This window comes from Occultella kanbiaonis (genome assembly GCF_009708215.1).
Taxonomy (GTDB): Bacteria; Actinomycetota; Actinomycetes; order Actinomycetales; family Beutenbergiaceae; genus Occultella; species Occultella kanbiaonis.
Genome location: NZ_CP046175.1, coordinates 5,439,111 through 5,460,826, shown reverse-complemented (window position 1 = coordinate 5,460,826; position 21,716 = coordinate 5,439,111). Strand labels below are relative to the sequence as shown.

Sequence of the window (21,716 nt, the reverse complement as noted above, 5' to 3'; positions counted from 1 at the left end):
CCTCAACGCTAGGAATCCGCGCCGGCTCGCGAATCGGGCGAATCACCCAATCGCGCGGTCGGGCCATGGGGTGTTCGGTGCACGGCGCTTCCGCGGAAGCGCCCCCTGGCGCCGGGCCCGGGCGATGACCGGGTCGAGACAGCAGTCGAGTTCGTCACCGACACCTCGAGCTAGTGCTGAACTTCTGGCTAGTTCGAAGGCTTGGCGTCGAACTCGGCGGGGTTCGAGGGCCGCGCCCCTAGCGACGGCCACTCAGCCGGTGCTCGTGGGCCCAGGCGGCGGCCGCGGTCCGGGAGGAGACGTCGATCTTGGCGAAGATGTTCGCCAGGTGCCGGTCCACCGTCTTGGCGCTGATGAACAGGGCGGCGGCCGCGTCCCGGTTGCTCGCGCCGGCGGCGATCAGCCGCAGCACCTCCGCCTCCCGTGCGGTCAGCCCGCCGGGCAACGGGCCTGCGTCGAGGCGCGCCACGTCCGGCGCCGCGCCGAGCTCGCCGTAGATGGCGACCGCCGTGGCCAGGTCGGACTCCGCGGCCGCCTCGTCCCCGAGGCCGGTGTGGGCGAGGGCGCTCAGTTCGTAGATCCGGGCGGTCTCGTACCGGGCCTGCAGCGCGCGATAGCCGACCGCGGCGCGGCGCAGCACGGGCAGTGCCTCCTCGTGGCGACCCTGGGCCACCAGTACGGCGGACCGCGCGTGCACCGCCCAGGTGCGGAAACCCTCGGTGGCGAACTCGGTGGCGACGGCCTCCAGCTCGCCGCAGAGCCGGTCGGCCTCGTCGGTGCGGCCCTGGGCGAGGGCGATCTCCACGGCGGGGCCGAGCAGCCGGGCGGAGGAGAGCCGGTCCCGGCCGGCGAGCGCGGCCCGCAGCGCGGCCGAGGCCTCACGGACGTGCCCGCCCGCCAGGTCGAGCAGGGCCGCACCCGGCTGGGTCTCCGCACCGAGATCACGGGCCCGGTCGAAGGCGGCCCGGGCGCCGCCTGCATCTCCCCGCAGCCGCCGGATCTCGCCGAGCTGGTAGTACGCCTCACCCGCCACCCAGTTGTTCAGACCCGTCAGCTCTGCGCCGCTACGCTCGATGCCGGCCTCCGCCGTCGACCAGTCCCCTTGCGTGCACAACAGCTGCAGGCGGTGCACGCGGCAGATCCCGGAGTAGACCACCTCGCCGTGGAACTGCTCGCACCACTGCTCCGTGGCCGCGGTCCAGGCGCGCATCCGGCTCAGGTCACCGAGGCTGTGGCAGGTGTGGATGACGGTGCAGTAGACGTCGCCGGCCCATTCGGCCGGCAGCTGGCCGGCGAGCACGGGCAGCATCGCCTCATCGAGCTGCGCGAACCCGGCCGCCGGATTGCCCGTGTGCGCGTCGGCGAGTCCCGAGAGCACCAGGCCGAGGGAGGTCAGCTGTGGGGCGTGCAGGCGCTGTCCCATCTCCCTCAGGGTCACGGCGCTCTCGCGGGCCGGGCCGAGCCCGTAGAAGTCCAGCTCGACGATCGCGTCCAGGTAGCGCAGATAGCCGTGCTCGACGCCCTCCGGCAGATCGGCCAGGATCCGACGGGCGCGGTTCACCCATCCCGAGGCGATCACCAGATCCCCGCGGATGAACCAGAGCAGCCCGAGGTTGAGCGCCTTGTTCGCCGCACCGGGCAGATCGCCCTCCTGCTCGAACCGGTTGTAGACGTCCTCGGAGAGCTCCAGCGACTCCCGCGCCCTGCCGACCCACCAGCACACCCGGCTGAGCAGGTCCAGGTCCGCCGTCGGGAGCGTGCCGAGCTCCCGGGCCCTGGACAGGTCCCGATGCGCGCCCTGCCAGTCCCCGTGGGCGAACGCCAGTCGCCCCGTGTCCAAGACCGCCGTGAGATCGTCCATGATCTGCTCCGCACCAACGGTACGCGCGTCCGACGGCGGACGGTCGCCATTCTGCGAAGCCGTCACCCTGGTCGTAGGGGACAGGTCCTGACCGCTATCGCGCCTAACCTGGGGTCAACACGACGGCGAGGGGAATCCGATGACCGCACGAGGCGACGACTGGGACCGGCTGCTGGCGGCCCGGCTGGCGACCCACCGCCTGCTCGAGACGGTGCCGACCGGAGCCGACCGCTCGACGGCGATCACCGCCGTCGTCGACGCGATCCTCGGGGCACACGCCCAGGTGATGGTGGCCGGCGAGACCTCGATCGGGCTCCGGGTCGGCGGCGCCACGCGCTCCGACGTGCGCCACGCGCTCGAACAGGACCGGACCCTCGTCAAGGCCCACGGCCCGCGCGGGACGGTGCACCTGCTCTCCGCGGACGGCCTGTCCCGGTGGGTCGGCGCGATGGGCTGGATCGGGACCGCGGGGCCGACCCCGCCCCCGGCCATGCGGCTCACCCCCGAGCAGGCCGACGCGGTCCTGGCGGCGCTCGGTACGGTCCTCCTCGACGTCGAGCTGACCGTCGACGAGCTCGACGAGGCGGTCATCGGCGCAACGGGACCATGGGCCGGTGACCTCGTGATGCCGGCGTTCGGCGGCTACTGGCCGCGCTGGCGGCAGCTGATCGGGATCGCCGGGCACCGCGGCCTGCTCTGCTTCGGGCGGCCGCGGGGCCGGAAGGTCACCTACACGAGCCCGCGCACCTGGCTGCCCGGGTTCGACCCGCAACCGGGCGTGGGCGCCGCCGTCGACCTCGTGCACACCTACCTGGCCGCCTACGGCCCGGCCACTGCCGCCGAGTTCGCGAAGTGGCTCGCGATCCGTCCGGGCCGGGCCGCGGACCTGTTCGCGCAGGCGGAGGCGGACCCACGCCTGGAACGGGTGGACCGGGACGGTGCCGGGTGCCTGCGCGTGGCCGGCGCGCCCGACGTCGAGCCACGGCGCGACCAGGTCCGCCTGCTCCCGCTCTTCGACGCCTATGGCGTGGGCAGCCAGCCGCGGGAGCGGATCTTCCCGGGCCGGGCGGCCGAACGGGCACTGGCCGGCGGGCAGGCCGGGAACTTCCCGGTGGTCCTGCTCGACGGCGTGGTGGCCGGGGTCTGGCACCAGCGCCTCAGCGGCAGCCGGGTCAGGATCACGGTGGAGATGTTCGAGGGGCCCACCGCCCGACGGCGGCGCGCGATCGAGGAGCAGGCCGACCGTGTGGCCGCGGTGCTGCAGGCGCGCCCCGAGGTGGCGTTCGGCGATATCAGCGTCGGCGCGCACGCCTGATCCGGACCGGCTACCCCGACGAGGCGGTGGCACGCTAGCGTTCGACCTGCTTGCCCGCGTGGTCCGCCGGACCGTGCCGTCGGCGGGCCGGACGTCGCGTGGTCCCAGAGGCGAGAGGTGGGCATGATGCTCGATCTGGTCGGTGCGATCCTGCCCTTCGGGCTCGGCGTATCGGTGAGCCCGATCCCGATCATCGTCAGCGTGCTGATCCTGCTGTCACCGCGCTCGCGGGCGAACGGGATCGCGTTCCTGCTCGGCTGGGCGGTCGGGATCGCGGCGGTGGTCACGGTCCTCACCCTGCTCGCGGGCTACCTGCCGACCGATTCCTCCGACGGACCGAACCCCGTGGCCGGTGTGCTGCAGCTCGCGCTCGGCGTGTGGTTGCTGGTCATGGCCCGGCGCAAGTTCCGGCCCACCGAGTCCGAACCCGGTCCCGAGGCCGAGATCGACCCGGACACGGGTCTCCCGGTCCCGCAGCTGCCAGGATGGATGTCCTCGATCGCGAGCACCACCCCCGTGCGGTCGTTGCGCAGCGGCCTGCTGTTCGCGGGCGCGAACCCGAAGAACGTGGCCTTCGCGGCGGGGGCCGCCCTCACGATCGGTACGGCCGGTCTTGGCACCGGCGACGTCGCCCTGCTGCTCGTGATCTACACCGTGATCGCGTCACTGACCGTTGCCGTTCCGGTCGGGCTGCACCTGCTGTTCCCGGTGCGCACGGAGCAGCCGCTGCGCGCACTCGAGGTGTGGCTGATGCGCAACAACACCACGATCGCCGTGGTGCTGCTGCTCGTCTACGGTGTCCTGCTGATCGGGCAGGGGATCGGTAGCTTCTAGGCGCCACACGCCGGCGATCGCGGCAGCCGATGGTCGCCGCCCGGATGGCCCGGTCGCACCCGCGTGGCCACGGCCCGGCCCCGTGAGGGGCCGGGCCGGGCGTGACTAGTTCAGACCAGTCGGTTGCGCTGGGCGTTCTCGGTGTCGAGAAGCCCGTGCGGGTCACCCAGCAGCGCCGTCGAGGACGAACCCGGGGCGGGTCACCGACTGGTTCTCGGTGGTCCGCTCGTTGGTCCGGGTGCCGTTCTCGTCGGTGATGGCGTCAGCGGTGTGCGTGCCGGACGCATCGACGATCTCGGATGCGAAACCCGAGTCCCCGATCGCGAACGGGAACGCGTAGCCGACCATCTGCGCGGTGTTGCTGTCCGAGCCTTCGCTGTCTCCGGCCGAGGCCGACGCGTCGGACCGGGTGTCGGTCAGCCAGACCCACGGCTCACCGGCGATGTCACCGGTCTGCCCGATGAACGAGGTGCGGGTGGCGTCCCACGACTGCTCGGTCGAGGTGACGGTGCCCTCGTCGTCGGAGACGGTCGAGGTGGCTTGCCGCTCCTCGGCCTGAGCGGACTCGCCCGCCGCGGTGATGCCACCGAGGTGGAACGGCGCGCCGGCCCAGATCGCGGTGTCGGACTCGGACGCCGAGCTCTCGGCGCCCTCGATCCCGCGCGCCTGGGTGGCGGCCGAGCCGGTGCTGTTCCAGACGCTCGCCATGGGGTCCACGGCCAGGTCCAGACCCTCGACGCCGACGGCGTTCGAGGAGGCCTGCGAGACGGTCTCGGAGGTGGTGGCGGTGCCTTCGGAGTCAGTCACCGTGGATCCGATCTCCCGCTCCGAGGAGCGCTCGTCCGTTGCCGTGGCGGCGATCCCCTCGAAGGTGATCGGCGACGAAGCCTCGAGCGAGGTCTCCGACGAGGACTCGGCGTCGTTCACGCCGCCCTCGGTGGAGGTGGTCTCCGACTCGCGGTCGTCGCTCAGAGCGGCGGCCGGGTCGATGTCGAGCTGGCCGATCTCGAGCGCGCCACCGGTGGCGGAGGACTCCGACGTCGACTCGGAGGTCGACGCGCTGCCCTCGTCCGTGGTGGTCGTGGTCGACTCCTCGGTGGTGCTCGCCGACTGCTGGGAGCCGGTGACGGTCACGCCACCGAGGCTGACCGGGGCCTCGACCTCACCGCTGGTGAGCTGCGAGCCCTCCGTCGAGCCACTGTCGCCGGCCTCGACGGACGACGTCGAGCTCTCGGTGGCGAGCATCGCCGCCGGGTCGATCGAGATCTCGCCGACGTCGATCCCGAGGTCGCTCTGTGAGGATGACTCCTCCACGCTCTCGGTCTCGGTGGTGTTGCCGTCCGAGTCGGTGTACGACGAGGACTGCTCGACCGAGGATCGGTCCTCGGTCTCGACACCGAGCGACAGGCCGCCCAGTTCGATGGGTGCCGCGACCGAGGACTCGGTGGAGCTGTCCTGCTCGTGGCTGGCCGGGTCATCGGCGTAGGCGGCGATCGAGCCCGCGAGCCATAGCCCGCCCGCCAATCCCGCTACGCCAAGGCTTCTTTGCATCCAGGTCTTCATGATCTCTCTTCCGATTGGTGGGCAGCCGGCCGTGGCCGGTCCGCCCGGGATGGTGCGCGGCGGTCGCCGGCACCTTTCGGAGCGAGAGGGAATCAGTCCGGGGCGAAGCCCGGACGGGTGTTCAGCGGGTCTGCGACGAGCGTGTCCTCGCCGCGATCGCTGGTCATCGTCATGGGTAGGAGGCGAGTCGTCCCCGCCAGCACCGCGTGCTCGGGCGAGTGCTGCGCGGGGCCGCCGGACCCGGCGGACGGAGCGGGCGGCCGCGGGGGAGACCATGGCTGCCGGCGCTCGTCCTCGGGCCCGGGACCGTCGGCCGTCGCGAGCCACGCGGCCGCCTTGTCGTCCCCTGCGGTGGGCGCGGACCGGGACTGGACCGGCGCGACGAGGCCGGCATCGGTCGACGTCACGATGGCGCCGGCTCCGACGGTCGCGATGACCGGAGCCGTCGGCGAAACGGTCTCGCTCGCGTCCGGCGCGACCGGGGCGCTCGGCTCGGCCGGGCCGGTCGGGACGGGGTCGGCGCCGGGCAGCGGTGTGTCGGTGATCGGGGCGAGGGCGCCGGTGACTGGGGCGAGGGCGCCAGTGATGGGGGCCAGGGTGTCGGTGACCGGGGCGAGGACGTCGGTGATTGGGGCGAGGGCGTCGGTGATCGGGGCCAGTGGCTCCGCCGCGAGGCCGAGGGTCGGGTCGGTGAGCGGCGCGACGGCCGCTGCGACCGGCGTGGTGACGGCGGCCACCGTCTCGGCCACGGGTTCGACGACTGTCTCGGCGACGGGCTCGGTGACCGCCTCGATCGCGGGTTCGACGACCGTCTCGGCGACCGGTGCGACCAGGTCGTTCGTCACGGGTTCGACGACTGCCTCGGTGACCGGTGCGACCAGGTCGTTCGTCACGGGTTCGACGACTGCCTCGGTGACCGGTGCGACCACCTCGTTCGTCACGGGTTCGGTGACCGTCTCGGTGACCGGTGCGACCACCTCGTTCGTCACGGGTTCGATGATCGTCTCGGTCGCCTCGGTCACCGGCTGCACGACCTCATCGATGAGGCCGCCCAACGGGCCGCCGTCGGGCTCCTGGTCGTCCGCGGAGGCGGGGCCGGCAAGCAGGACGCCGACGGCGAGGGTTCCGCCGGCCAGCAGGAGGGCCCGCAGTAGGGTGCGCGGCAGGCGGGAGACACCGTGGCCCGCGGGGCGCGCGGAGGACGGCTCGGTCGTCGGCGCCGGTTCCATCGGCCCACCTCCCCGTCCGGCCCTCGCAAGGTCTCTCGCGAAGCGCCGTCCTCACTCGTCCGTCACCTGGTCTTCGGAGACGTGCCCAGTTCGGATGGGTGCGGATTCAGAAGAGATTCAACTGCGGCCGGGCAGGTGGGTGCGCACGGCCATTCGCGGCCCACGGCGTGGCGGCGCCACCCCGCTGAGCATCACGAGGCGTTGCACCCGGCCGCGATGCGGACGGAACGGTTCGAGCAGAACCGCCAGTTCGCCGTCGTCCACGATTCTCCCGGTGAGCGCCCACCCGACGTTCCTGGCCACGTGATAGTCGCCGAAGCTGACCGCGTCGGCGTCGCCGAACACACGCACGCGCACCTCGGCGCTGGTCCACACGCCCACGCCCGGCAGCGAGCGCAGGGCGCGATCGGCGTCCGCGGAGGTACCGCGGGCGAGCCGTTCAAGCGACGGTGCGACGCGGGCTGCCGCGACGATGGCGCGGGAGCGCGCCGGGTCGATCCCCAGGTGCAGCCACTCCCAGCTCGGGATCGCCGCCAGCACGTCCGGCGTCGGCGGCACCCGAAGACCGTGCCCGCCGGCGGGCCCTGGTGCCGGTTCGCCGAAGCGCTGCACGAGCGCCCGCCATGAGCCGAACGCCTCCGCGCCGGTGACCTTCTGCTCGATGACGGTCGGGACCAGCGCCTCCAGTACCTGGTGGGTGCGGGTCAGCGGCAGGTGCGGGTGCCGGCGTGCGAGCGGGCCGAGGGTCGGGTGGCCGGTGACGTCGAACCCGGCGGGCTCGTCGAACGCGCCGAGCATCGCGGGGACGGCGTCCAGGACCCAGGCGGCGCCGTCGCCCCAGGCCATCGCGAGCACGGGGCCGCCTGCGTCGGACCGGCTCACCCGGAGCGCGGCCGGGCCCTGCGGCGTGAGTAGCCCGCGCCAGTAGGTTGCGGTCCCCTCCCGTTTGAAGCACGGGTCGTGGGCGCCGCGGCGCAGCGCGGCCAGGGTCGGCCCGAGCGGGGTCGGCCGGGTCGGCTGCCAGGTGCGCTCCAGCCCGCTCACTCCGCGAGTGTAGGCACGCCGGACCCGGCCGGGAGCAGCGGCGCCGGACCCGGTCGGACGCGGCCAGGAGGTGATCTCCCTCGGGGGAGGGATCCCTGGCCCGGGCCGCCGGTGCCACGCTCGATGACATGAACCTCGCCGACCGCTTCATGCCGACCGCTGAGTTCTCCGAACGGCACGCACGTGTCATCGACGCGCCCCGTGACGCCGTCTGGGATGCCGTCTCGGACTTCAGTTTCCGGGACCTGCGGCTCGCGGCCCCGCTGTTCGCGGCCCGGGCGGTGATCGGGATCGCGGCGAACGGTCGGCGGTACCGGACCCCGAAGGGCGAGATGTTCATCCCCCTCGCCGAGGACCGGGGCCGGCAGCGGGTGCTCGGGCTGCTCGGCCGGTGGTGGCGCTTCGGCGGCGCCGACTCCCGGGCCGACGTCCGCGACGCCGAGACCTTCGATGCGTTCGACGAGCCCGGCTACGGCAAGGCGATCCTGGTCTTCGAGCTGGAGGACGCCGGGCCGGGGCGCACGCGGGTGGTGACCCGGACCCGGGTCGTGACGACCGACGCCGGCGCGCACCGCGCGATGGCGCGGTACTGGCGGCTCATCCGGCCGGGCAGTGGGTTCATCCGCCACCTCATGCTCGCCTCGGTCGAGCGGCGGGCGCGGGCCGCGGCATCGACGGCGAACGAGCCCCGGTCCTCCGACGTCGTCTGAGGGGTGGTCGGGTCGGCCGCGCGGGGGCGCCGAGAGCTACGGTTCGGGGCATGGATACCTCGGACGCCACGGGCGCGCCGCCCACCACCATCCGCTGGGGCATCATCGGCGTCGGGAATGTCACCGAGGTCAAGAGCGGGCCCGGGTTCCGCCAGGCCGACCGGTCCGACCTCGTCGCGGTGATGCGCCGGGACGGCGCCAAGGCGGCGGACTACGCGCGCCGGCACGGCGTGCCCCGCGCCTACGCCGACGCCGACGCCCTCATCCACGACGACGAGGTCGATGCCGTCTACATCGCCACCCCGCCGGACTCCCACCGGGACTACGCGGTCGCCGTCCTCGAGGCCGGCAAGCCGGTCTACGTCGAGAAGCCGATGGCCCGCACGACCGCCGAGTGCGAGCAGATGAACGCCGCCGCCGAGCGGGCCGGTCTGCCGCTGTTCGTCGCGTACTACCGGCGCGCGATGCCGCGCTTCGCCAAGGTCAAGGAACTGCTCGACGGCGGCGCGATCGGTTCGTTGCAGGCCGTCGCCGTCCGCAATCAACAGCCAGCGCCGATCTCCGAGGGCGGCGACATGCCCTGGCGGGTGAACCCCGAGATCTCCGGTGGCGGCCACTTCGTGGACCTCGCCTCCCACACGCTGGACCTGCTCGACCACCTGCTCGGGCCGATCGCCCGGGTCAGCGGCTACGCGTCGAACCGGTCCGGGCGCTACCCGGCCGAGGACCTGGTCAGCGCCGCGTTCGAGTTCGAATCCGGCGTCGGCGGGACGGGGCTGTGGTGCTACGCGGCCGGGGAGTACCGCGACGAGGTGGAGATCGTCGGAGACGCCGGCTCGCTGACGTTCTCGACGTTCGCGCAGGAGCCGCTCCGGCTGGTCCGCGGTGACGCCGAGGAGTCGATCGAGGCGCCGTACCCGGCCACGGTGCAGCAGCCCCTCATCCAGGCGGTCGTCGACGAGCTCACCGGGGTCGGCGTGAGCCCGAGCACCGGGACCAGCGCCATCCGCACCGCCCGGATCATCGACACCCTCCTGGCGGAATACCGCGCCGAGCATGGGCTGACGTTCTCCTGATGCCCGCCCTCACCGACTTCACCGCGCTCGCATGGGCGCTGCTCGTTCTCGGCGCGGCCATCGTCGGGCTGTCCAAGGCGGCCCTGCCCGGCGGGAACACGATCACCATCGCCATCTTCGCGGCGCTGCTTCCGGCGCGGGAGTCGACGGCGGTACTGCTGATCCTGCTCATCGTCGGGGATGTCTTCGCCGTCTGGGCGTACCGCAAGCACGCCGACTGGCCCACGTTGCGCCGGCTCGTGCCCACCGTGCTGGTGGGGGTCGCGCTGGGGGTGGTGTTCCTCGCGCTCGCCGACGACGCCTGGGTGCAGCGGGTCATCGCGGTCATCCTGCTGCTCGTGATCGGCGTGACGCTGTTGCGCCGGGCCGTGGGGCGGCGCGCGGAGCTCCGGGCCGCGGCGCTGTCCGCGACGTCGGACACCGGGGTGGCCGTGCCGGGCGGCGACCCGGTGGTGACCGGCGAGGTCGCCGGAGGGCCGGCGGCACCCCAGGATTCGCCGGCCGCAGGCTCCGGCCGGCTGGCCCGCCGCGTCCAGACCGGCATCTACGGCACGCTCGGCGGGTTCACCACGATGGTGGCCAATGCCGGCGGCCCGGTGATGAGCATGTACTTCATCGCATCCCGGTTCTCGGTCAAGCGGTTCCTCGGCACGTCCGCGTGGTTCTTCGCGATCGTGAACGTGACGAAGGTGCCGTTCCAGGCAGGGCTCGGGCTGATCACCGTCCCGGGCCTGCTGCTCAACCTGGTGCTGATCCCCGCGGTGATCGCCGGCGCGTTCTTCGGCAGGTGGCTCGCACCCCGGATCGACCAGGCGTTGTTCGAGCGGCTCGTCATCATCCTCACCGTGGTGGGCGCCCTCTACCTGCTCTTCTGACCCGCTGTGCGCGATGATGGCGCCATGGACGATCGGGATGAGCAGGTTCGACGGCGGATCCGGGCCTCCACGCTCTGGTTCGTCGCCGCGATCCTGACCGCGGCGGCGGCCCTGATCGTGTGGGCGCTCACCGTCGGGTTCCCCGTGGTCAACGACGCCCGGACCGACGCCGTGGCGGTCCAGGGGGACAGCGGCCGCGAGATCCTGGTCCGATACACCGGCGGCAGCCCCGGCTGCGGCGACCCGCACTCCATCGAGGTCGAGGAGACCCAGACCACGGTGACGATCACGACCCACGTGGTGGCGCCGCACGGGACCCAGTTCAACTTCGGTTGCGACGACGCCGGATACCCGATGTTCCAGACCATCCGGCTCGAGCGGCCGCTCGGGGGCCGCGCCGTGTTCGACGGGCCGACCGGCGCAACGGTCGAGGTGGCGGCCGACGTGGCGACCCTGGTGGCCGCGGACTGACGCCCCCCCAGACGCGCCCCGCCGTCGCCGGCGTGCCCGGCGTGCCGGGCGTGACGCAGAACCTGGTGCCTGAGGCAGAACGTGACAACCCACTTCCTCGGGCGGGAGGGTCTGTCTCACGGCGGGAGGGCGGGCGCCTTCGGGCTCCGGCCTAGGATGGCCCGGTGACCGATCCCCGCCGTGGCCTGCTGCGCCTCCTGCGCGCGGCTGCGGTCTCGGTGAGCGTCCTCGGCCTCGCCCTCGGGGCGCACCTGGCTGCCGGCGGCACGCTCGGCGACCCGCTCGTCGTGGCCGCCGCCTGGGCCTTCACGATGCTGATCGCGGTCGGAGTCTGCGGCGGTCGCCTGAACGCCGGCACCGTGGTCGCCCTGCTCGGGGCCGGACAGTTCGGCCTGCACCACGTGTTCACCGCCACGGCCGGCCTCGGCGCGACCTCGGGCTGCTCGACCGGCGTCGTCGGCGCCGGCCACGCCCACGGTGTGGCCCTCTCCGAGACCGTGCAGCACTGCGTCGGCGCCCCGGGCGGCGGTCACACCCTCACCGCCGCGATGCTCGGCGCGCACGTGCTCGCGACCGTCCTCAACGCCGCCCTGCTCTGGCGGGGTGACCGTGCCCTGTTCGCGCTCTGGACCTGGTGGGCGCCGCTGCTGGCGGTGCTCGTCGAGCGCACGCTCCCGGCCGTCGAGGCGAGCCGGCGGCCGCACGGCATCGCTGCCCTGCCCCGGGTCGCCCGCCCCCGGATCGCCTGGTTGGACCTGGCTCCACGGCGGGGACCGCCGTTGCTCGGCGCCACCGCCTGAGCCCGCCCGCGCAGTTGCGCCGGGGACTCCGGGCCGGTGACGCAACCCCAGCGATCCCGCCCGGCGGCGCACCAGCGCCCGGGCCCCATCACCAAGCCCTGTGAGGTTCTCCCATGTCCCTGTCCGCACGCGCTCTGAACCTGCGCGCCCTGGCGATCTCCGCCGTCGCCCTGTTCCTCGGCCTGACCCTCCACGCGGGCGCCGCCCAGGCGCACGACGTGCTGCTCTCCTCCGCCCCGGCGGAGGGCGAGACCCTGTCCGCCGCACCCACCGAGGTCCGCCTGACCTTCAACAACGACATCCTCGATCTCAACGCCGCCATCGTCCTCACCGACGCCGAGGGCACCGTGCTCACCGAGGAGGCGCCGGTGGTGGACGGTACCGAGGTGGCACTGCCGGTGCCCGACGGCGTACCGGCCGGGGTCTGGACGGTCACCTGGCGGGTCGTGTCCTCGGACGGTCACCCGATCTCCGGTGCGTACGAGTTCACGGTGGACGCGCCCGCGGTGACCACCGTCGAGCCGACGGAGCCGACGGAGCCCACCGAGTCGGGCACCACCGACGCCGGAACCAGTGACCCCGAGCCCTCGGACAGCGCCTCCGCCGTCGACACCGGCGATGACGGGTCCGAGTCCGGAGTGGGCCGGATCGTCGCGTTCGTGGTGGTCGCGATCGCGGTCGTGGGCGCGGTGGCCGCGGTCATCGTGCGGCGCAGCCGCTCCTGAACGAACCGGTACCGGGTCGCGGCGCTCGCCGCCGCCCCGTCCACGCGGGCGGGGCGGCGTAGCCTGGGTGGATGTCGCCCTGGCTCGTCGCCGTGCTCGGTCTGGTGGCCCTCGCCGTCGGGATCGAGGCGCTGCTGCGCGCCGAGCGGCGCCCGCGGGACCGCCGCGGCGAGGGCTACGGCGGCGGCACCTTCGGGATCATCGACGAGGTCTTCGCCCCCACCCGGCACGAGGCACTGCAGGAGCTGGAACAGCAGCGCGAGCTGCCCGCACCCTCGCCCACGCCCGCTGACCCGCCGTGGGGCACGTTCGTGTACGGCGAGGACGGTGCGATCGTGGCGGTGGAGCTCGCCGCACCGGCAGCCGTGCCCGAAGCCGACGCCGGCACGGCCCGCGGGAAGGATATCCACGACCGCTGAGCACGTGTCCGGCCCCGCGGATAGGGTCACCGCGTGACCTTGTTCCTGCACCGCGCGGCCGCCACGGGCACCTTGGCCGACGGGCTCGCCGAGCTCCTCGCGACGCCACTTGCCGACCCCTTCGCACAGGAGGTCGTCGCGGTGCCCGCCAGGGGCGTCGAGCGGTGGCTCGCACAGCGGCTGTCCCACCGCCTGGGCACGGGCGCCCGCGGTGGTGACGGCGTCTGCGCGGGCGTGCGGTTCCTCAACCCGCACTCGCTGGTCTCCCTGGTGCTCGGCATCGAGCGCGACGACCCGTGGCATCCGGACCAGCTCGCCTGGACGGTCCTGCGGGCCGTCGACGAGTCCCTGCGCGAGCCCTGGGCCGGTGCGCTCGCCACCCACCTCGGGGCCGACGGCTCGCTGGACGAGACGGAGCAGGGCCTGCGCCGGGGGCGCCGGTACGCCGTGGCTCGCCGGCTCGCCGGCCTCTTCTCCGGTTATGCCCTGCAGCGCCCCGCGATCGTGACCGACTGGCGTGCGGGCGGCGGCGGCGACGGTCTCGGCGGCACCCTCGCCGAGGATCTGGCCTGGCAGCCGTACCTGTGGCGGGCCGTCCTCGAACTCGTCGACGCCCCGCCACCGGACGTACGGCACGCCGAGGTCCTCACCGCGGTGCGTTCCGGCGGCGCGGACCTGGAGCTGCCGGGCCGGCTGTCCCTGTTCGGGCACACCCGGATCGCCGCCAGTGAGGTGGAGGTCCTGGGCGCGCTCGCCGAGCACCGGGACGTGCACCTGTGGCTGCCGCAGGCGTCGCCGGCCGCGTGGGACGCGCTGCGGGACGTCGTCGCGGCGGGGCCGACGCCCCGGATCGAGGACGCGTCGGTCGATCACATCCAGCATCCGCTGCTCGCCTCCCTCGGCCGGGACGCGCGCGAGCTGCAACGCACCCTGGCCACCGCGCCAACGGTCGACGCACTGCTTGCCGACGGCGGTGACGCGCCTTCCGAGCCCGCCTCGCTGCTGCGGTGGCTGCAGCAGGACCTCCAGGCGGACCACGTTCCCACGGCGGCGGAGCGCGCCGCGAGGGTGGTCCCGGCCGGTGACGCCTCCGTCCAGATCCACGCGTGCCACGGCCGCGGCCGCCAGATCCAGGTGCTCCGGGACGTCCTGACCGGGCTGCTCCAGGACCACCCCGACCTCGAGCCCCGGGACATCCTGGTGATGTGCCCGGACATCGACGCCTACGCGCCCCTCGTGCACGCCGGATTCGGACTCGGCGAGGTGGTCCGGACGGCGGGGGAGGGCGAGGCGGGGCACCCGGCCCACCGGCTGCGTGTCATGCTCGCGGACCGGGCGCCCGGGACCACGAACCCGCTGCTGGCCCTGGCCGCGCGCCTGGTGGAGCTGGCCGGCGGGCGGCTCACCGCCGGCGAGGTCCTCGACCTGGCCCGGTCGGCCCCGGTGCGGCGCAGGTTCTCCCTCGATGACGACGACATCGACCGAATCGCAGGTTGGGTCGACGAAGTGGCGATCCGGTGGGGCCTCGACGCCGACCACCGCGCCGCCTACCACCTGGGCAACTTCGAGCAGAACACCTGGCGGACCGGTCTCGACCGGGTCCTCACCGGCGCCGTCCTCGACGGGCAGGACACGACCTACCTCGGCCGGACGGTCGCGCTGGACGATCTCGACAGCGGGGACATCGACCTCGCCGGCCGGCTCGCCGAACTGCTCGACCGTATCGGTGCCACCCTCGGCGCCCTGCACGAGTGCCGTGCCGCCGAGGACTGGACCCGTACCCTGCGCGAGGGTGTGCTCGGACTCGCCGACCTGGCCCCCGCCGACGGCTGGCAGACGACCCAGCTCGAGCGCGAGCTCTCCCGGATCGAGGCGGCGGCCCGGCGCGGAACCGCCTCGACCGACCTCGCGCTCGCGGACGTGCGCACCCTGCTCGCCGAGCACCTGGCCGGCCGAGCGACCCGGTCGAGCTTCCGGACGGGCACGCTGACCGTCTGCACCATGGTGCCGATGCGGTCCGTGCCGCACCGGGTGGTCGCCCTCGTCGGACTCGACGACGGTGTGTTTCCCCGGACCATCACGCCCGACGGCGACGACGCCCTCTCGAGGACCCCCGTCACCGGGGAGCGGGACACCCGGGCCGAGGATCGACAGCTCCTGCTCGATGCGGTCATGGCCGCGGAGCGGGCCCTCGTCATCACCTACACCGGCGCCGACGAGCACAGCGGTGCCGATCGCCCACCCGCGGTGCCGCTGGGTGAGCTGATCGACGCCCTCGGTGAGACGGCGGTCCGAGCCGAGGACGTACCGCTGGTACGCCGGCATCCGCTGCAGCCCTACGACGCGCGCAACCTCGGCGCGCCCGCGGCGGGGGAGGACTCGCTGCTCCCGGACCACCGCCCGTTCAGTTTCGACCCCAGCGCGCTCGCCGGTGCCCGGGCCCACCTGTCCCGCCCACTGGTGACCGGCACCGAGGCCGTCCTCGAGACCCTGGTCCCGGAGCCGCTGCCGCCGATCACGGGGGAGGACATCGACCTCGCGAACCTGCAGCGCTTCCTCGCCCAGCCGGCCCAGGCGTTCCTGCGCCAGCGACTCGGCCTGATCCTGCCCGACGAACCGGAGGAGGCGGCCGAGGGCATCCCGATCGACCTCGACGGCCTCGAGAAGTGGAAGATCGGCGACCGCATGCTCGAGGCCGTCCTCGACGGCACCGACCTGACCCAGGCGCGCCGGGAGGAACACTGGCGCGGAAGCGCACCGCCGGGTGAACTCGGCAACGCCATCCTCGCCGATGTCGCCGGGAACGTCGACGGCATCGCCCGGGCCACCCTCGACCTGCGCGGGGGTGCCGCCACGGCGGTGGACATCGACATCGAACTCCCCGACGGACGCCGGCTCACCGGCACGATCGGGGACCTGTACGGCGCACCGGTCAGCGCGATCACGTCGACCTACTCCTCGATCAGGGCGAAGCAGCGGCTGCGCTCCTGGGTCACGGCGCTCGTGCTGTCGGCCGCCGGACACGACGGTGCGACCAGCCAGGTGCTCGGTCAGCTCAAGCTGGGGCGGCGCACCTACGTCGGGCACTACACGCACGGGCCGGTGGACTCCGGCACCGCGCTCGCGATCCTCGTCCAGCTGATCGACCTCTACGACCGCGGCCTGGCGCAGCCGCTTCCGCTCGGGGTCCAGACGGCCAACGCGTTCGCCGAGACCTTCCGCGCCCAGGCGGGCGACGAGCGTGCCGCGATGGAGGCGGCCGAGAAGAAGTGGACGACCGTGACCGGTTGGTACACGAGCACAGGTGAGCAGGACGACCCCGCGTTCGTCCGCGTCTTCGGCCCGGGGGCGGGCCTGTCGGACGTCGCGGGCGACCCGGGCGAGGACGAGCGCTGGCGCGCGGGCGTCGGCACCAGGTTCGGGCAACTGGCACTCCAACTGTGGGAGCCCATGTTCGTCCTCGAGGCCGAGAGCATGGAACGGCTATGACGTCCCTCGACTTCTCGATCAGGGACCCGCTTCCCTCCGGCACCGTCATGCTCGAGGCTTCCGCCGGTACCGGCAAGACGTGGACGATCGCGGCGCTGGTCGCACGCTACGTCGCCGAGGGCCACGTGCAGCTGACCGAGATGCTCATCATCACGTTCGGCCGGGCCGCCAGCCAGGAGCTGCGCGCACGGGTCCGCGAGCAGCTCGTCCAGGTCGAGCGGGCTCTACACCACCCGGACACGGCGGCCGGCGCCGGGCCTCTGATCGACCTGCTGGTCGACGTCGATGACGCCGAGCGGATGCGCCGCCTCGGCCGGGTCCGCCGGGCGCTCACGTCCTTCGACGAGGCGACGATCGCGACCACGCACCAGTTCTGCCATCAGGTGCTGCGCTCGCTCGGGGTGGCCGGGACCTCCGACGCCTCCGCGCAGCTGGTCGAGGACCTCGACGATCTCCTGGTCGAGGTCGTCGACGACCTCTACCTGCGCGGGTTCGTGGGAGACAGGAACACGCCGATCTTCAGCCGGAAGGTGGCCCTGAGGATCGCGCGGGCGGTCGTCGACGACGTCTACGCCGAGTTGCGCCCCGACCCGGCGACCGGTGACCGGCGCAGCGACCCGGTGCGCCGGGCCCGGTTCGCCCAGGCCGTCCGGGACGAGCTCGAGCGCCGCAAGCGACGGCTGCAGGTGATGCACTACAACGATCTGCTGACGCAGCTCGCCGACGCACTCGCGACCCCCGACTCCCTCGCCGCCCAGCGGATGCGCACCCGCTGGAAGGTGGTGCTGGTCGACGAGTTCCAGGACACCGACCCGATCCAGTGGCAGGTTCTCGAGCGCGCGTTCGCCGGCCACGCGACCATGGTGCTCATCGGCGACCCCAAGCAGGCGATCTACGCCTTCCGCGGCGGGGACGTCGTGACCTACCTCAAGGCGGCCTCCCACGCCCAGGACAAGCGCACCCTGCCCACGAACCACCGCAGCGACGCGCCCGTCGTGGACGCGCTTCAGGCCATGCTCCGTGGCGCCGCGCTCGGCGACGACCAGATCTCCGTGGTGCCGGTCCGGGCCCGCCACGAGGGCTCCCGGCTGCACGGCCTGCCGCACCCGGGCGCGGTCCGGTTGCGTCAGGTCCTCAAGAAGGAGCACCTGGGCGGCAGCGCCGCGATCGCGGCGACCCGGGACCACATCCCGCGGGATCTGGCTCTCGACATCGCCGAGCTGCTCGCCTCCGGAGCGACGTTCGACGACGCTCGCGACTCCGGCGGCAACCCACTGCCGCCGCGACCGATCCAGGCCCGCGACGTCGCCGTCCTGGCCCACACGAACCGGGACCTGCTCGCCGCCCAGGCCGAGCTACGGAGGCTCGGGATCCACGCCGTCAGCGCCGGCGGCGGCAGCGTGCTGCGCAGTGCGGCCGCCCGTGACTGGCTCGCTCTCCTCGAGGCCATGGCCGCACCGCACCGAGCCACGCTGAACCGCGCCGCGGCCCTGACCGATCTTGGTGGGATGACCGCCGCGGACCTCGACGCCGGCGGTGACGACCTCGATGACGACCTGTCCGCACGGCACCGGCGGCTCGCCGACGTCTATGACCGGCAGGGCGCCGCCGCGGTCCTCGAGGCCCTGAACATCGAGGGGCGCTCCGCCCACGTGCTCTCCTCGGTGGGCGGGGAACGGACGCTCACCGACCTCCAGCACGTCGGGGAACTGCTGCACGAGACCAGCCAGCAGGCCGGCTCCGGCCGGTTGGGACTGGCCGGCCTGATCGAGTGGCTCCGCGCGCAGATGGCCGACGACGCCGTGCAGGCCTCCGGGGCACGGAGCCGCCGTCTCGACTCCGACGCCGCGGCCGTGCAGCTCGTGACGATCCACTCGAGCAAGGGGCTCCAGTACCCGATCGTGTACTGCCCGGCACTGTTCGACCGCCACGTCGCGAAGACACCCGAGATCCCGCAGTTCCACGAGGCGGACGACGCGCGCACACGCTGTCGCGACGTGGGCGGCGAGACCGACAACCCGGGCTGGTCGGAGTCCGTCGCCCGGCACAAGGCGGAGGAGGCCGGCGAGGCGCTGCGGCTGCTCTACGTGGCGCTCACCCGGGCCCAGTCCCAGGTGGTGCTGTGGTGGTCGCCCACCAACAACACCCCGAACTCCGCGCTGCACCGGCTGCTGTTCGGACGGGAGCCCGACGGCGCCGCGATGGTGCCGGATGCCGTCCCGACTCCCCGCACCGACGAGCTCGCCACCGCCCAGCTGAGCACGTGGGCCGACCATGGTGCGTTCACGCTCGAGGTCGCCGACCACGCGGCCGTCGCACCCGTTCCACCGGAGGCCCCGGTCCCGGAACTCTCGATCCGCCACCTCGACCGCGCGATCGACAGCAACTGGCGGCGCACGTCCTACACGGGCCTGAGCACGCCGCGGGAGGCCGACGCCCACGAACTCACCGGCGGTGTCGGCAGCGAGCCGGACCTCACGCCGCGCGACGACGAACCGGAGACACCCCAAGCGGTGGTGACGGCCGAACCCACGCTGCCGGGCCTGGACGCCCTGATCCCCGGCGCGGACGTGCCATCGCCGATGGCGACGCTCCCGGTCGGGGCCACCTTCGGGTCCCTCGTGCACGGTGTCCTCGAACACGCCGACCCGCAGTCGCCCGACCTGCGCTCCGAGCTGCTCCGGCACATCCACGAACAACTCCTCTGGTGGCCCGTCGAGCTCGATCCCGAGGAACTCGCCGATGCGTTGGTCGCTGTCTGTGACAGCCCGTTGGGACCGCTCGCGCCCGGGGTCACGCTGCGCGCGATCGGCAGGCGGGACCGGCTGTGTGAACTCGACTTCGAGCTGCCGCTCGGTGGCGGCGACGTCCGCGGTGCCGCGTCCCGGGCCCGCTTGGGTGACCTCGCCCCGTTGCTACGCCGGCACCTGAAGGAGGGTGATCCGGTCCGTGCGTGGGCGGACGTCCTCGACGCCCAGCCGATGCTCGCCCAGCAGGAACTGCGCGGCTACCTGACCGGCTCCGTCGACGTCGTCCTGCGCGCTGGTGGCTCCTATCTGGTGGTGGACTACAAGACCAACTGGCTCGGCCCGTTCAACGATCCGGAGCAACCGCTCACCGCGGCCGCCTACCGTCCGGAGGCGCTCGCGGAGGCGATGGGGCACTCCTCCTACCCGCTGCAGGCCCTCCTCTATGCCGTGGTGGCGCACCGGTTCCTGCGCTGGCGGCTGCCGGACTACCAGCCACGCAAGCATCTCGGTGGCGTGCTCTACCTCTACGTGCGGGGCATGTGCGGGCCGCAGACCCCCATCGTCGACGGCGAACCCTGCGGTGTGTTCTCCTGGCGCCCGCCGGTCGCGCTCGTCCAGGGCGTCTCCGATCTGCTCGACGGCCTCGAGGAGAGCGCGGCATGACCGGGACCACGGCGGCGCCGCCGCTCGAACTGTTCGAACCGGTCGACGAGCGCGACCGGAGGCTGGCCCGCGATGCGAGCGGGCTCCTCGGGGAGCTGAACGCGGCACACCTGCTCACCGCCGCGGACCTGCACGTGGCGCGGACCCTCGGGCGCGTCGCCGGGGGCATCGAGGTGACGTCCGCGGACGCAGCGCTGCTCGCCGCGGCGCTCGCCACTCGCGCCGTCCGGACCGGTTCCGTGGCCGTCGACGTCGCCCAGCTCGACGCGGCCCTGCGCGCGCTCGACCCTGCGCCGGCACTGCCGTGGTCCGGTCCGGGCGACTGGCTCGAGCAGCTGCGGGACAGCTCACTCGTCCGCAAGGGCGCGCTGGTGCTCGAGCACGGACTGATCTACCTGCAGCGCTACCACCACCAGGAGGTGCAGGTGGTCGCCGACCTGGTGGCCAGGGCCGCCCAGCCGGCACCGGTGGTCGACGGCGACCTGCTCGAGTCGGGCCTGAGGCGCGTCTTCGGCGCCGGCTGGGAGGAGCAGCGGGACGCGGCCCGGGTCGCCATCGGCGCGTGGACCAGCGTGCTCACGGGCGGGCCCGGCACGGGCAAGACCAGCACCGTTGCCGGCGTCCTCGCGCTGCTCGCCGAGCAGGCCGGGCCGGGCCGACAGTTGCGGGTGGGGCTGGCCGCGCCGACCGGCAAGGCCGCCGCCCGGATGCAGGAGGCGGTCACCGAGGCGCTCGAGGTGATCATGAGGACCACCGACGACGCCGGCACCCTGGCCCTGATCGAGCCGTTGGGTGAGGTGCGTGCGGTGACCCTGCACCGGCTCCTCGGGAGGCGGCCGGACTCGGTGACGCGGTTCCGTCACGACCGCGACCACCACCTGCCCCACGACGTGGTCCTCGTCGATGAGACATCGATGGTCTCGCTGACCCACATGGCCCGGCTCCTCGAGGCGCTGCGCCCGACGACCCGGCTGATCCTGGTCGGGGACCCGGACCAGCTCGTCTCGGTCGACGCCGGTGCGGTCCTCGCCGACCTCGTCGCCGGGGCGCAGCAGACAGCCAGGGTCGAGCATCCGGACACGGCCGTGAGCACCGGCCAGGGGCCCGTCGCCGTCGTCCGGCTGCTCACCCCACACCGCTTCGGCCGGACCATCGGCAGGCTCGCCGACGCCGTACGCCTCGGCGACGCCGATGCCGTCCTCGACGAGCTGCGCACCGGCGGAACCGAGGTCGTCTGGGTCGAGGATCCCGAACCCGCGCGCGCCCTGCGGCCGATCCTGACCGAGCACGCCCTCGCCGTCTACCGGGCCGCCCAGGACGGCCGCAGCCGCGAGGCGCTCGACCTCCTCGGCCGGCACCGGCTGCTCTGTGGCCACCGCGAGGGACCGTGGGGGGTGCGGACCTGGAACCGGCACGTCGAGAGCTGGCTCACCGAGGAGACCGGCGACGGGCTCTACGACCCGATGTACGTGGGACGCCCGCTGCTCGTCACGGCCAACGACTATGCGACGGGGGTCCTGAACGGGGACAGCGGCGTGGTCGTCGCGACGAGACGGGACGACGGCACCCGTGGCCGCGTCGCCGTCATCCGGGGCAGCGCCGGCGACCAGCCGTTCGGCCCGAGCCGTCTGGGCGACCTGGACACGATGCACGCCATGACGGTGCACAAGGCGCAGGGTAGCCAGGCGGACGAGATCACCGTGCTGCTGCCGCCGGAGGACTCGCCGCTGCTCACCCGTGAGCTGTTCTACACCGCGATCACCCGGGCGAGCCGCAGGGTGCGGATCGTCGGCAGCGAGGCGGCCGTCCGGGTGGCGGTCGGGCGGCAGGTGCAGCGAGCCAGTGGCCTGCGGCAGCGGCTCGTCGCGGACTGACGGGGCCGGCGCAGGGCC

16 protein-coding genes are annotated in these 21,716 nt (G+C 73.5%); 12 read left to right on the top strand and 4 right to left on the bottom strand.

What is annotated here, in order from left to right:
* Positions 1 to 238: 238 nt before the first annotated feature.
* A complete protein-coding gene (locus tag GKS42_RS26835) occupies positions 239 to 1,861 on the bottom strand; it encodes a LuxR C-terminal-related transcriptional regulator (RefSeq protein ID WP_163541528.1) in 1,623 nt (540 codons plus the stop codon).
* Between the two features lie 139 nt (positions 1,862 to 2,000).
* Here GKS42_RS26835 and GKS42_RS25035 point away from each other — a divergent pair, with 139 nt between their 5' ends.
* Complete coding sequence (locus GKS42_RS25035; RefSeq protein WP_154796309.1) at positions 2,001 to 3,176, top strand: winged helix DNA-binding domain-containing protein; 1,176 nt, start codon at positions 2,001 to 2,003, stop codon at positions 3,174 to 3,176.
* Positions 3,177 to 3,299: 123 nt separating this feature from the next.
* Positions 3,300 to 4,010 (top strand): GAP family protein, encoded by a 711-nt coding sequence (locus GKS42_RS25030; protein ID WP_154796308.1) that lies wholly within the window; start codon positions 3,300 to 3,302, stop codon positions 4,008 to 4,010.
* A 162-nt stretch (positions 4,011 to 4,172) separates the two neighbouring features.
* Here GKS42_RS25030 and GKS42_RS25025 read toward each other — a convergent pair whose 3' ends face one another.
* From GKS42_RS25025 to GKS42_RS25015, 3 genes are all read right to left on the bottom strand, one after another.
* A complete protein-coding gene (locus GKS42_RS25025; RefSeq protein WP_154796307.1) occupies positions 4,173 to 5,573 on the bottom strand; it encodes a hypothetical protein in 1,401 nt (466 codons plus the stop codon).
* 92 nt (positions 5,574 to 5,665) lie between these two features.
* On the bottom strand, positions 5,666 to 6,802 hold the full coding sequence (locus GKS42_RS25020) for a hypothetical protein (RefSeq protein ID WP_154796306.1): 1,137 nt from the start codon (positions 6,800 to 6,802) through the stop codon (positions 5,666 to 5,668).
* Between the two features lie 117 nt (positions 6,803 to 6,919).
* Positions 6,920 to 7,846 (bottom strand): DNA-3-methyladenine glycosylase family protein, encoded by a 927-nt coding sequence (locus tag GKS42_RS25015; protein ID WP_154796305.1) that lies wholly within the window; start codon positions 7,844 to 7,846, stop codon positions 6,920 to 6,922.
* A gap of 128 nt (positions 7,847 to 7,974) precedes the next feature.
* On the opposite strand from GKS42_RS25015, the gene GKS42_RS25010 reads away from it, so the two are divergent.
* The 10 genes from GKS42_RS25010 (at position 7,975) to recD (ending at position 21,698) form a co-directional block, all read left to right on the top strand.
* A complete protein-coding gene (locus GKS42_RS25010; RefSeq protein ID WP_154796304.1) occupies positions 7,975 to 8,556 on the top strand; it encodes a hypothetical protein in 582 nt (193 codons plus the stop codon).
* 50 nt (positions 8,557 to 8,606) lie between these two features.
* Complete coding sequence (locus tag GKS42_RS25005) at positions 8,607 to 9,632, top strand: Gfo/Idh/MocA family protein (protein WP_154796303.1); 1,026 nt, start codon at positions 8,607 to 8,609, stop codon at positions 9,630 to 9,632.
* Complete coding sequence (locus tag GKS42_RS25000) at positions 9,632 to 10,507, top strand: sulfite exporter TauE/SafE family protein (protein WP_154796302.1); 876 nt, start codon at positions 9,632 to 9,634, stop codon at positions 10,505 to 10,507. Before GKS42_RS25005 ends, GKS42_RS25000 begins: the two co-directional genes overlap by 1 nt.
* Before the next feature lie 24 nt (positions 10,508 to 10,531).
* A complete protein-coding gene (locus tag GKS42_RS24995) occupies positions 10,532 to 10,978 on the top strand; it encodes a hypothetical protein (RefSeq protein WP_154796301.1) in 447 nt (148 codons plus the stop codon).
* Positions 10,979 to 11,142: 164 nt separating this feature from the next.
* Positions 11,143 to 11,778: a hypothetical protein gene (locus GKS42_RS24990; RefSeq protein ID WP_154796300.1), complete on the top strand. Its 636-nt coding sequence runs from the start codon at positions 11,143 to 11,145 to the stop codon at positions 11,776 to 11,778.
* 113 nt (positions 11,779 to 11,891) lie between these two features.
* Positions 11,892 to 12,503 carry a copper resistance CopC family protein gene (locus tag GKS42_RS24985; RefSeq protein ID WP_154796299.1) on the top strand — a complete coding sequence of 204 codons (612 nt, stop codon included), beginning with the start codon at positions 11,892 to 11,894 and terminating at the stop codon, positions 12,501 to 12,503.
* Positions 12,504 to 12,574: 71 nt separating this feature from the next.
* Complete coding sequence (locus GKS42_RS24980) at positions 12,575 to 12,922, top strand: hypothetical protein (protein WP_154796298.1); 348 nt, start codon at positions 12,575 to 12,577, stop codon at positions 12,920 to 12,922.
* 33 nt (positions 12,923 to 12,955) lie between these two features.
* A complete protein-coding gene (recC, locus tag GKS42_RS24975) occupies positions 12,956 to 16,411 on the top strand; it encodes an exodeoxyribonuclease V subunit gamma (protein WP_154796297.1) in 3,456 nt (1,151 codons plus the stop codon).
* The gene (locus GKS42_RS24970; protein WP_154796296.1) at positions 16,408 to 19,824 is read left to right on the top strand and encodes a UvrD-helicase domain-containing protein; all 3,417 of its coding nucleotides are present in this window, start codon (positions 16,408 to 16,410) and stop codon (positions 19,822 to 19,824) included. The genes recC and GKS42_RS24970 overlap by 4 nt, the downstream gene beginning before the upstream one ends.
* Positions 19,821 to 21,698 (top strand): exodeoxyribonuclease V subunit alpha, encoded by a 1,878-nt coding sequence (recD, locus tag GKS42_RS24965; RefSeq protein ID WP_154796295.1) that lies wholly within the window; start codon positions 19,821 to 19,823, stop codon positions 21,696 to 21,698. The genes GKS42_RS24970 and recD overlap by 4 nt, the downstream gene beginning before the upstream one ends.
* Positions 21,699 to 21,716 lie beyond the last annotated feature (18 nt).

Excerpts from the sequence above, each read along its gene's own strand:
- GKS42_RS26835 (WP_163541528.1), bottom strand. The coding sequence starts at position 1,861 with ATGGACGATCTCACGGCGGTCTTGGACACGGGGCGACTGGCGTTCGCC.
- GKS42_RS25035 (WP_154796309.1), top strand. The coding sequence starts at position 2,001 with ATGACCGCACGAGGCGACGACTGGGACCGGCTGCTGGCGGCCCGGCTG.
- GKS42_RS25030 (WP_154796308.1), top strand. The coding sequence starts at position 3,300 with ATGATGCTCGATCTGGTCGGTGCGATCCTGCCCTTCGGGCTCGGCGTA.
- GKS42_RS25025 (WP_154796307.1), bottom strand. The coding sequence starts at position 5,573 with ATGAAGACCTGGATGCAAAGAAGCCTTGGCGTAGCGGGATTGGCGGGC.
- GKS42_RS25020 (WP_154796306.1), bottom strand. The coding sequence starts at position 6,802 with ATGGAACCGGCGCCGACGACCGAGCCGTCCTCCGCGCGCCCCGCGGGC.
- GKS42_RS25010 (WP_154796304.1), top strand. The coding sequence starts at position 7,975 with ATGAACCTCGCCGACCGCTTCATGCCGACCGCTGAGTTCTCCGAACGG.
- GKS42_RS25005 (WP_154796303.1), top strand. The coding sequence starts at position 8,607 with ATGGATACCTCGGACGCCACGGGCGCGCCGCCCACCACCATCCGCTGG.
- GKS42_RS25000 (WP_154796302.1), top strand. The coding sequence starts at position 9,632 with ATGCCCGCCCTCACCGACTTCACCGCGCTCGCATGGGCGCTGCTCGTT.
- GKS42_RS24995 (WP_154796301.1), top strand. The coding sequence starts at position 10,532 with ATGGACGATCGGGATGAGCAGGTTCGACGGCGGATCCGGGCCTCCACG.
- GKS42_RS24985 (WP_154796299.1), top strand. The coding sequence starts at position 11,892 with ATGTCCCTGTCCGCACGCGCTCTGAACCTGCGCGCCCTGGCGATCTCC.
- GKS42_RS24980 (WP_154796298.1), top strand. The coding sequence starts at position 12,575 with ATGTCGCCCTGGCTCGTCGCCGTGCTCGGTCTGGTGGCCCTCGCCGTC.
- GKS42_RS24970 (WP_154796296.1), top strand. The coding sequence starts at position 16,408 with ATGACGTCCCTCGACTTCTCGATCAGGGACCCGCTTCCCTCCGGCACC.
- recD (WP_154796295.1), top strand. The coding sequence starts at position 19,821 with ATGACCGGGACCACGGCGGCGCCGCCGCTCGAACTGTTCGAACCGGTC.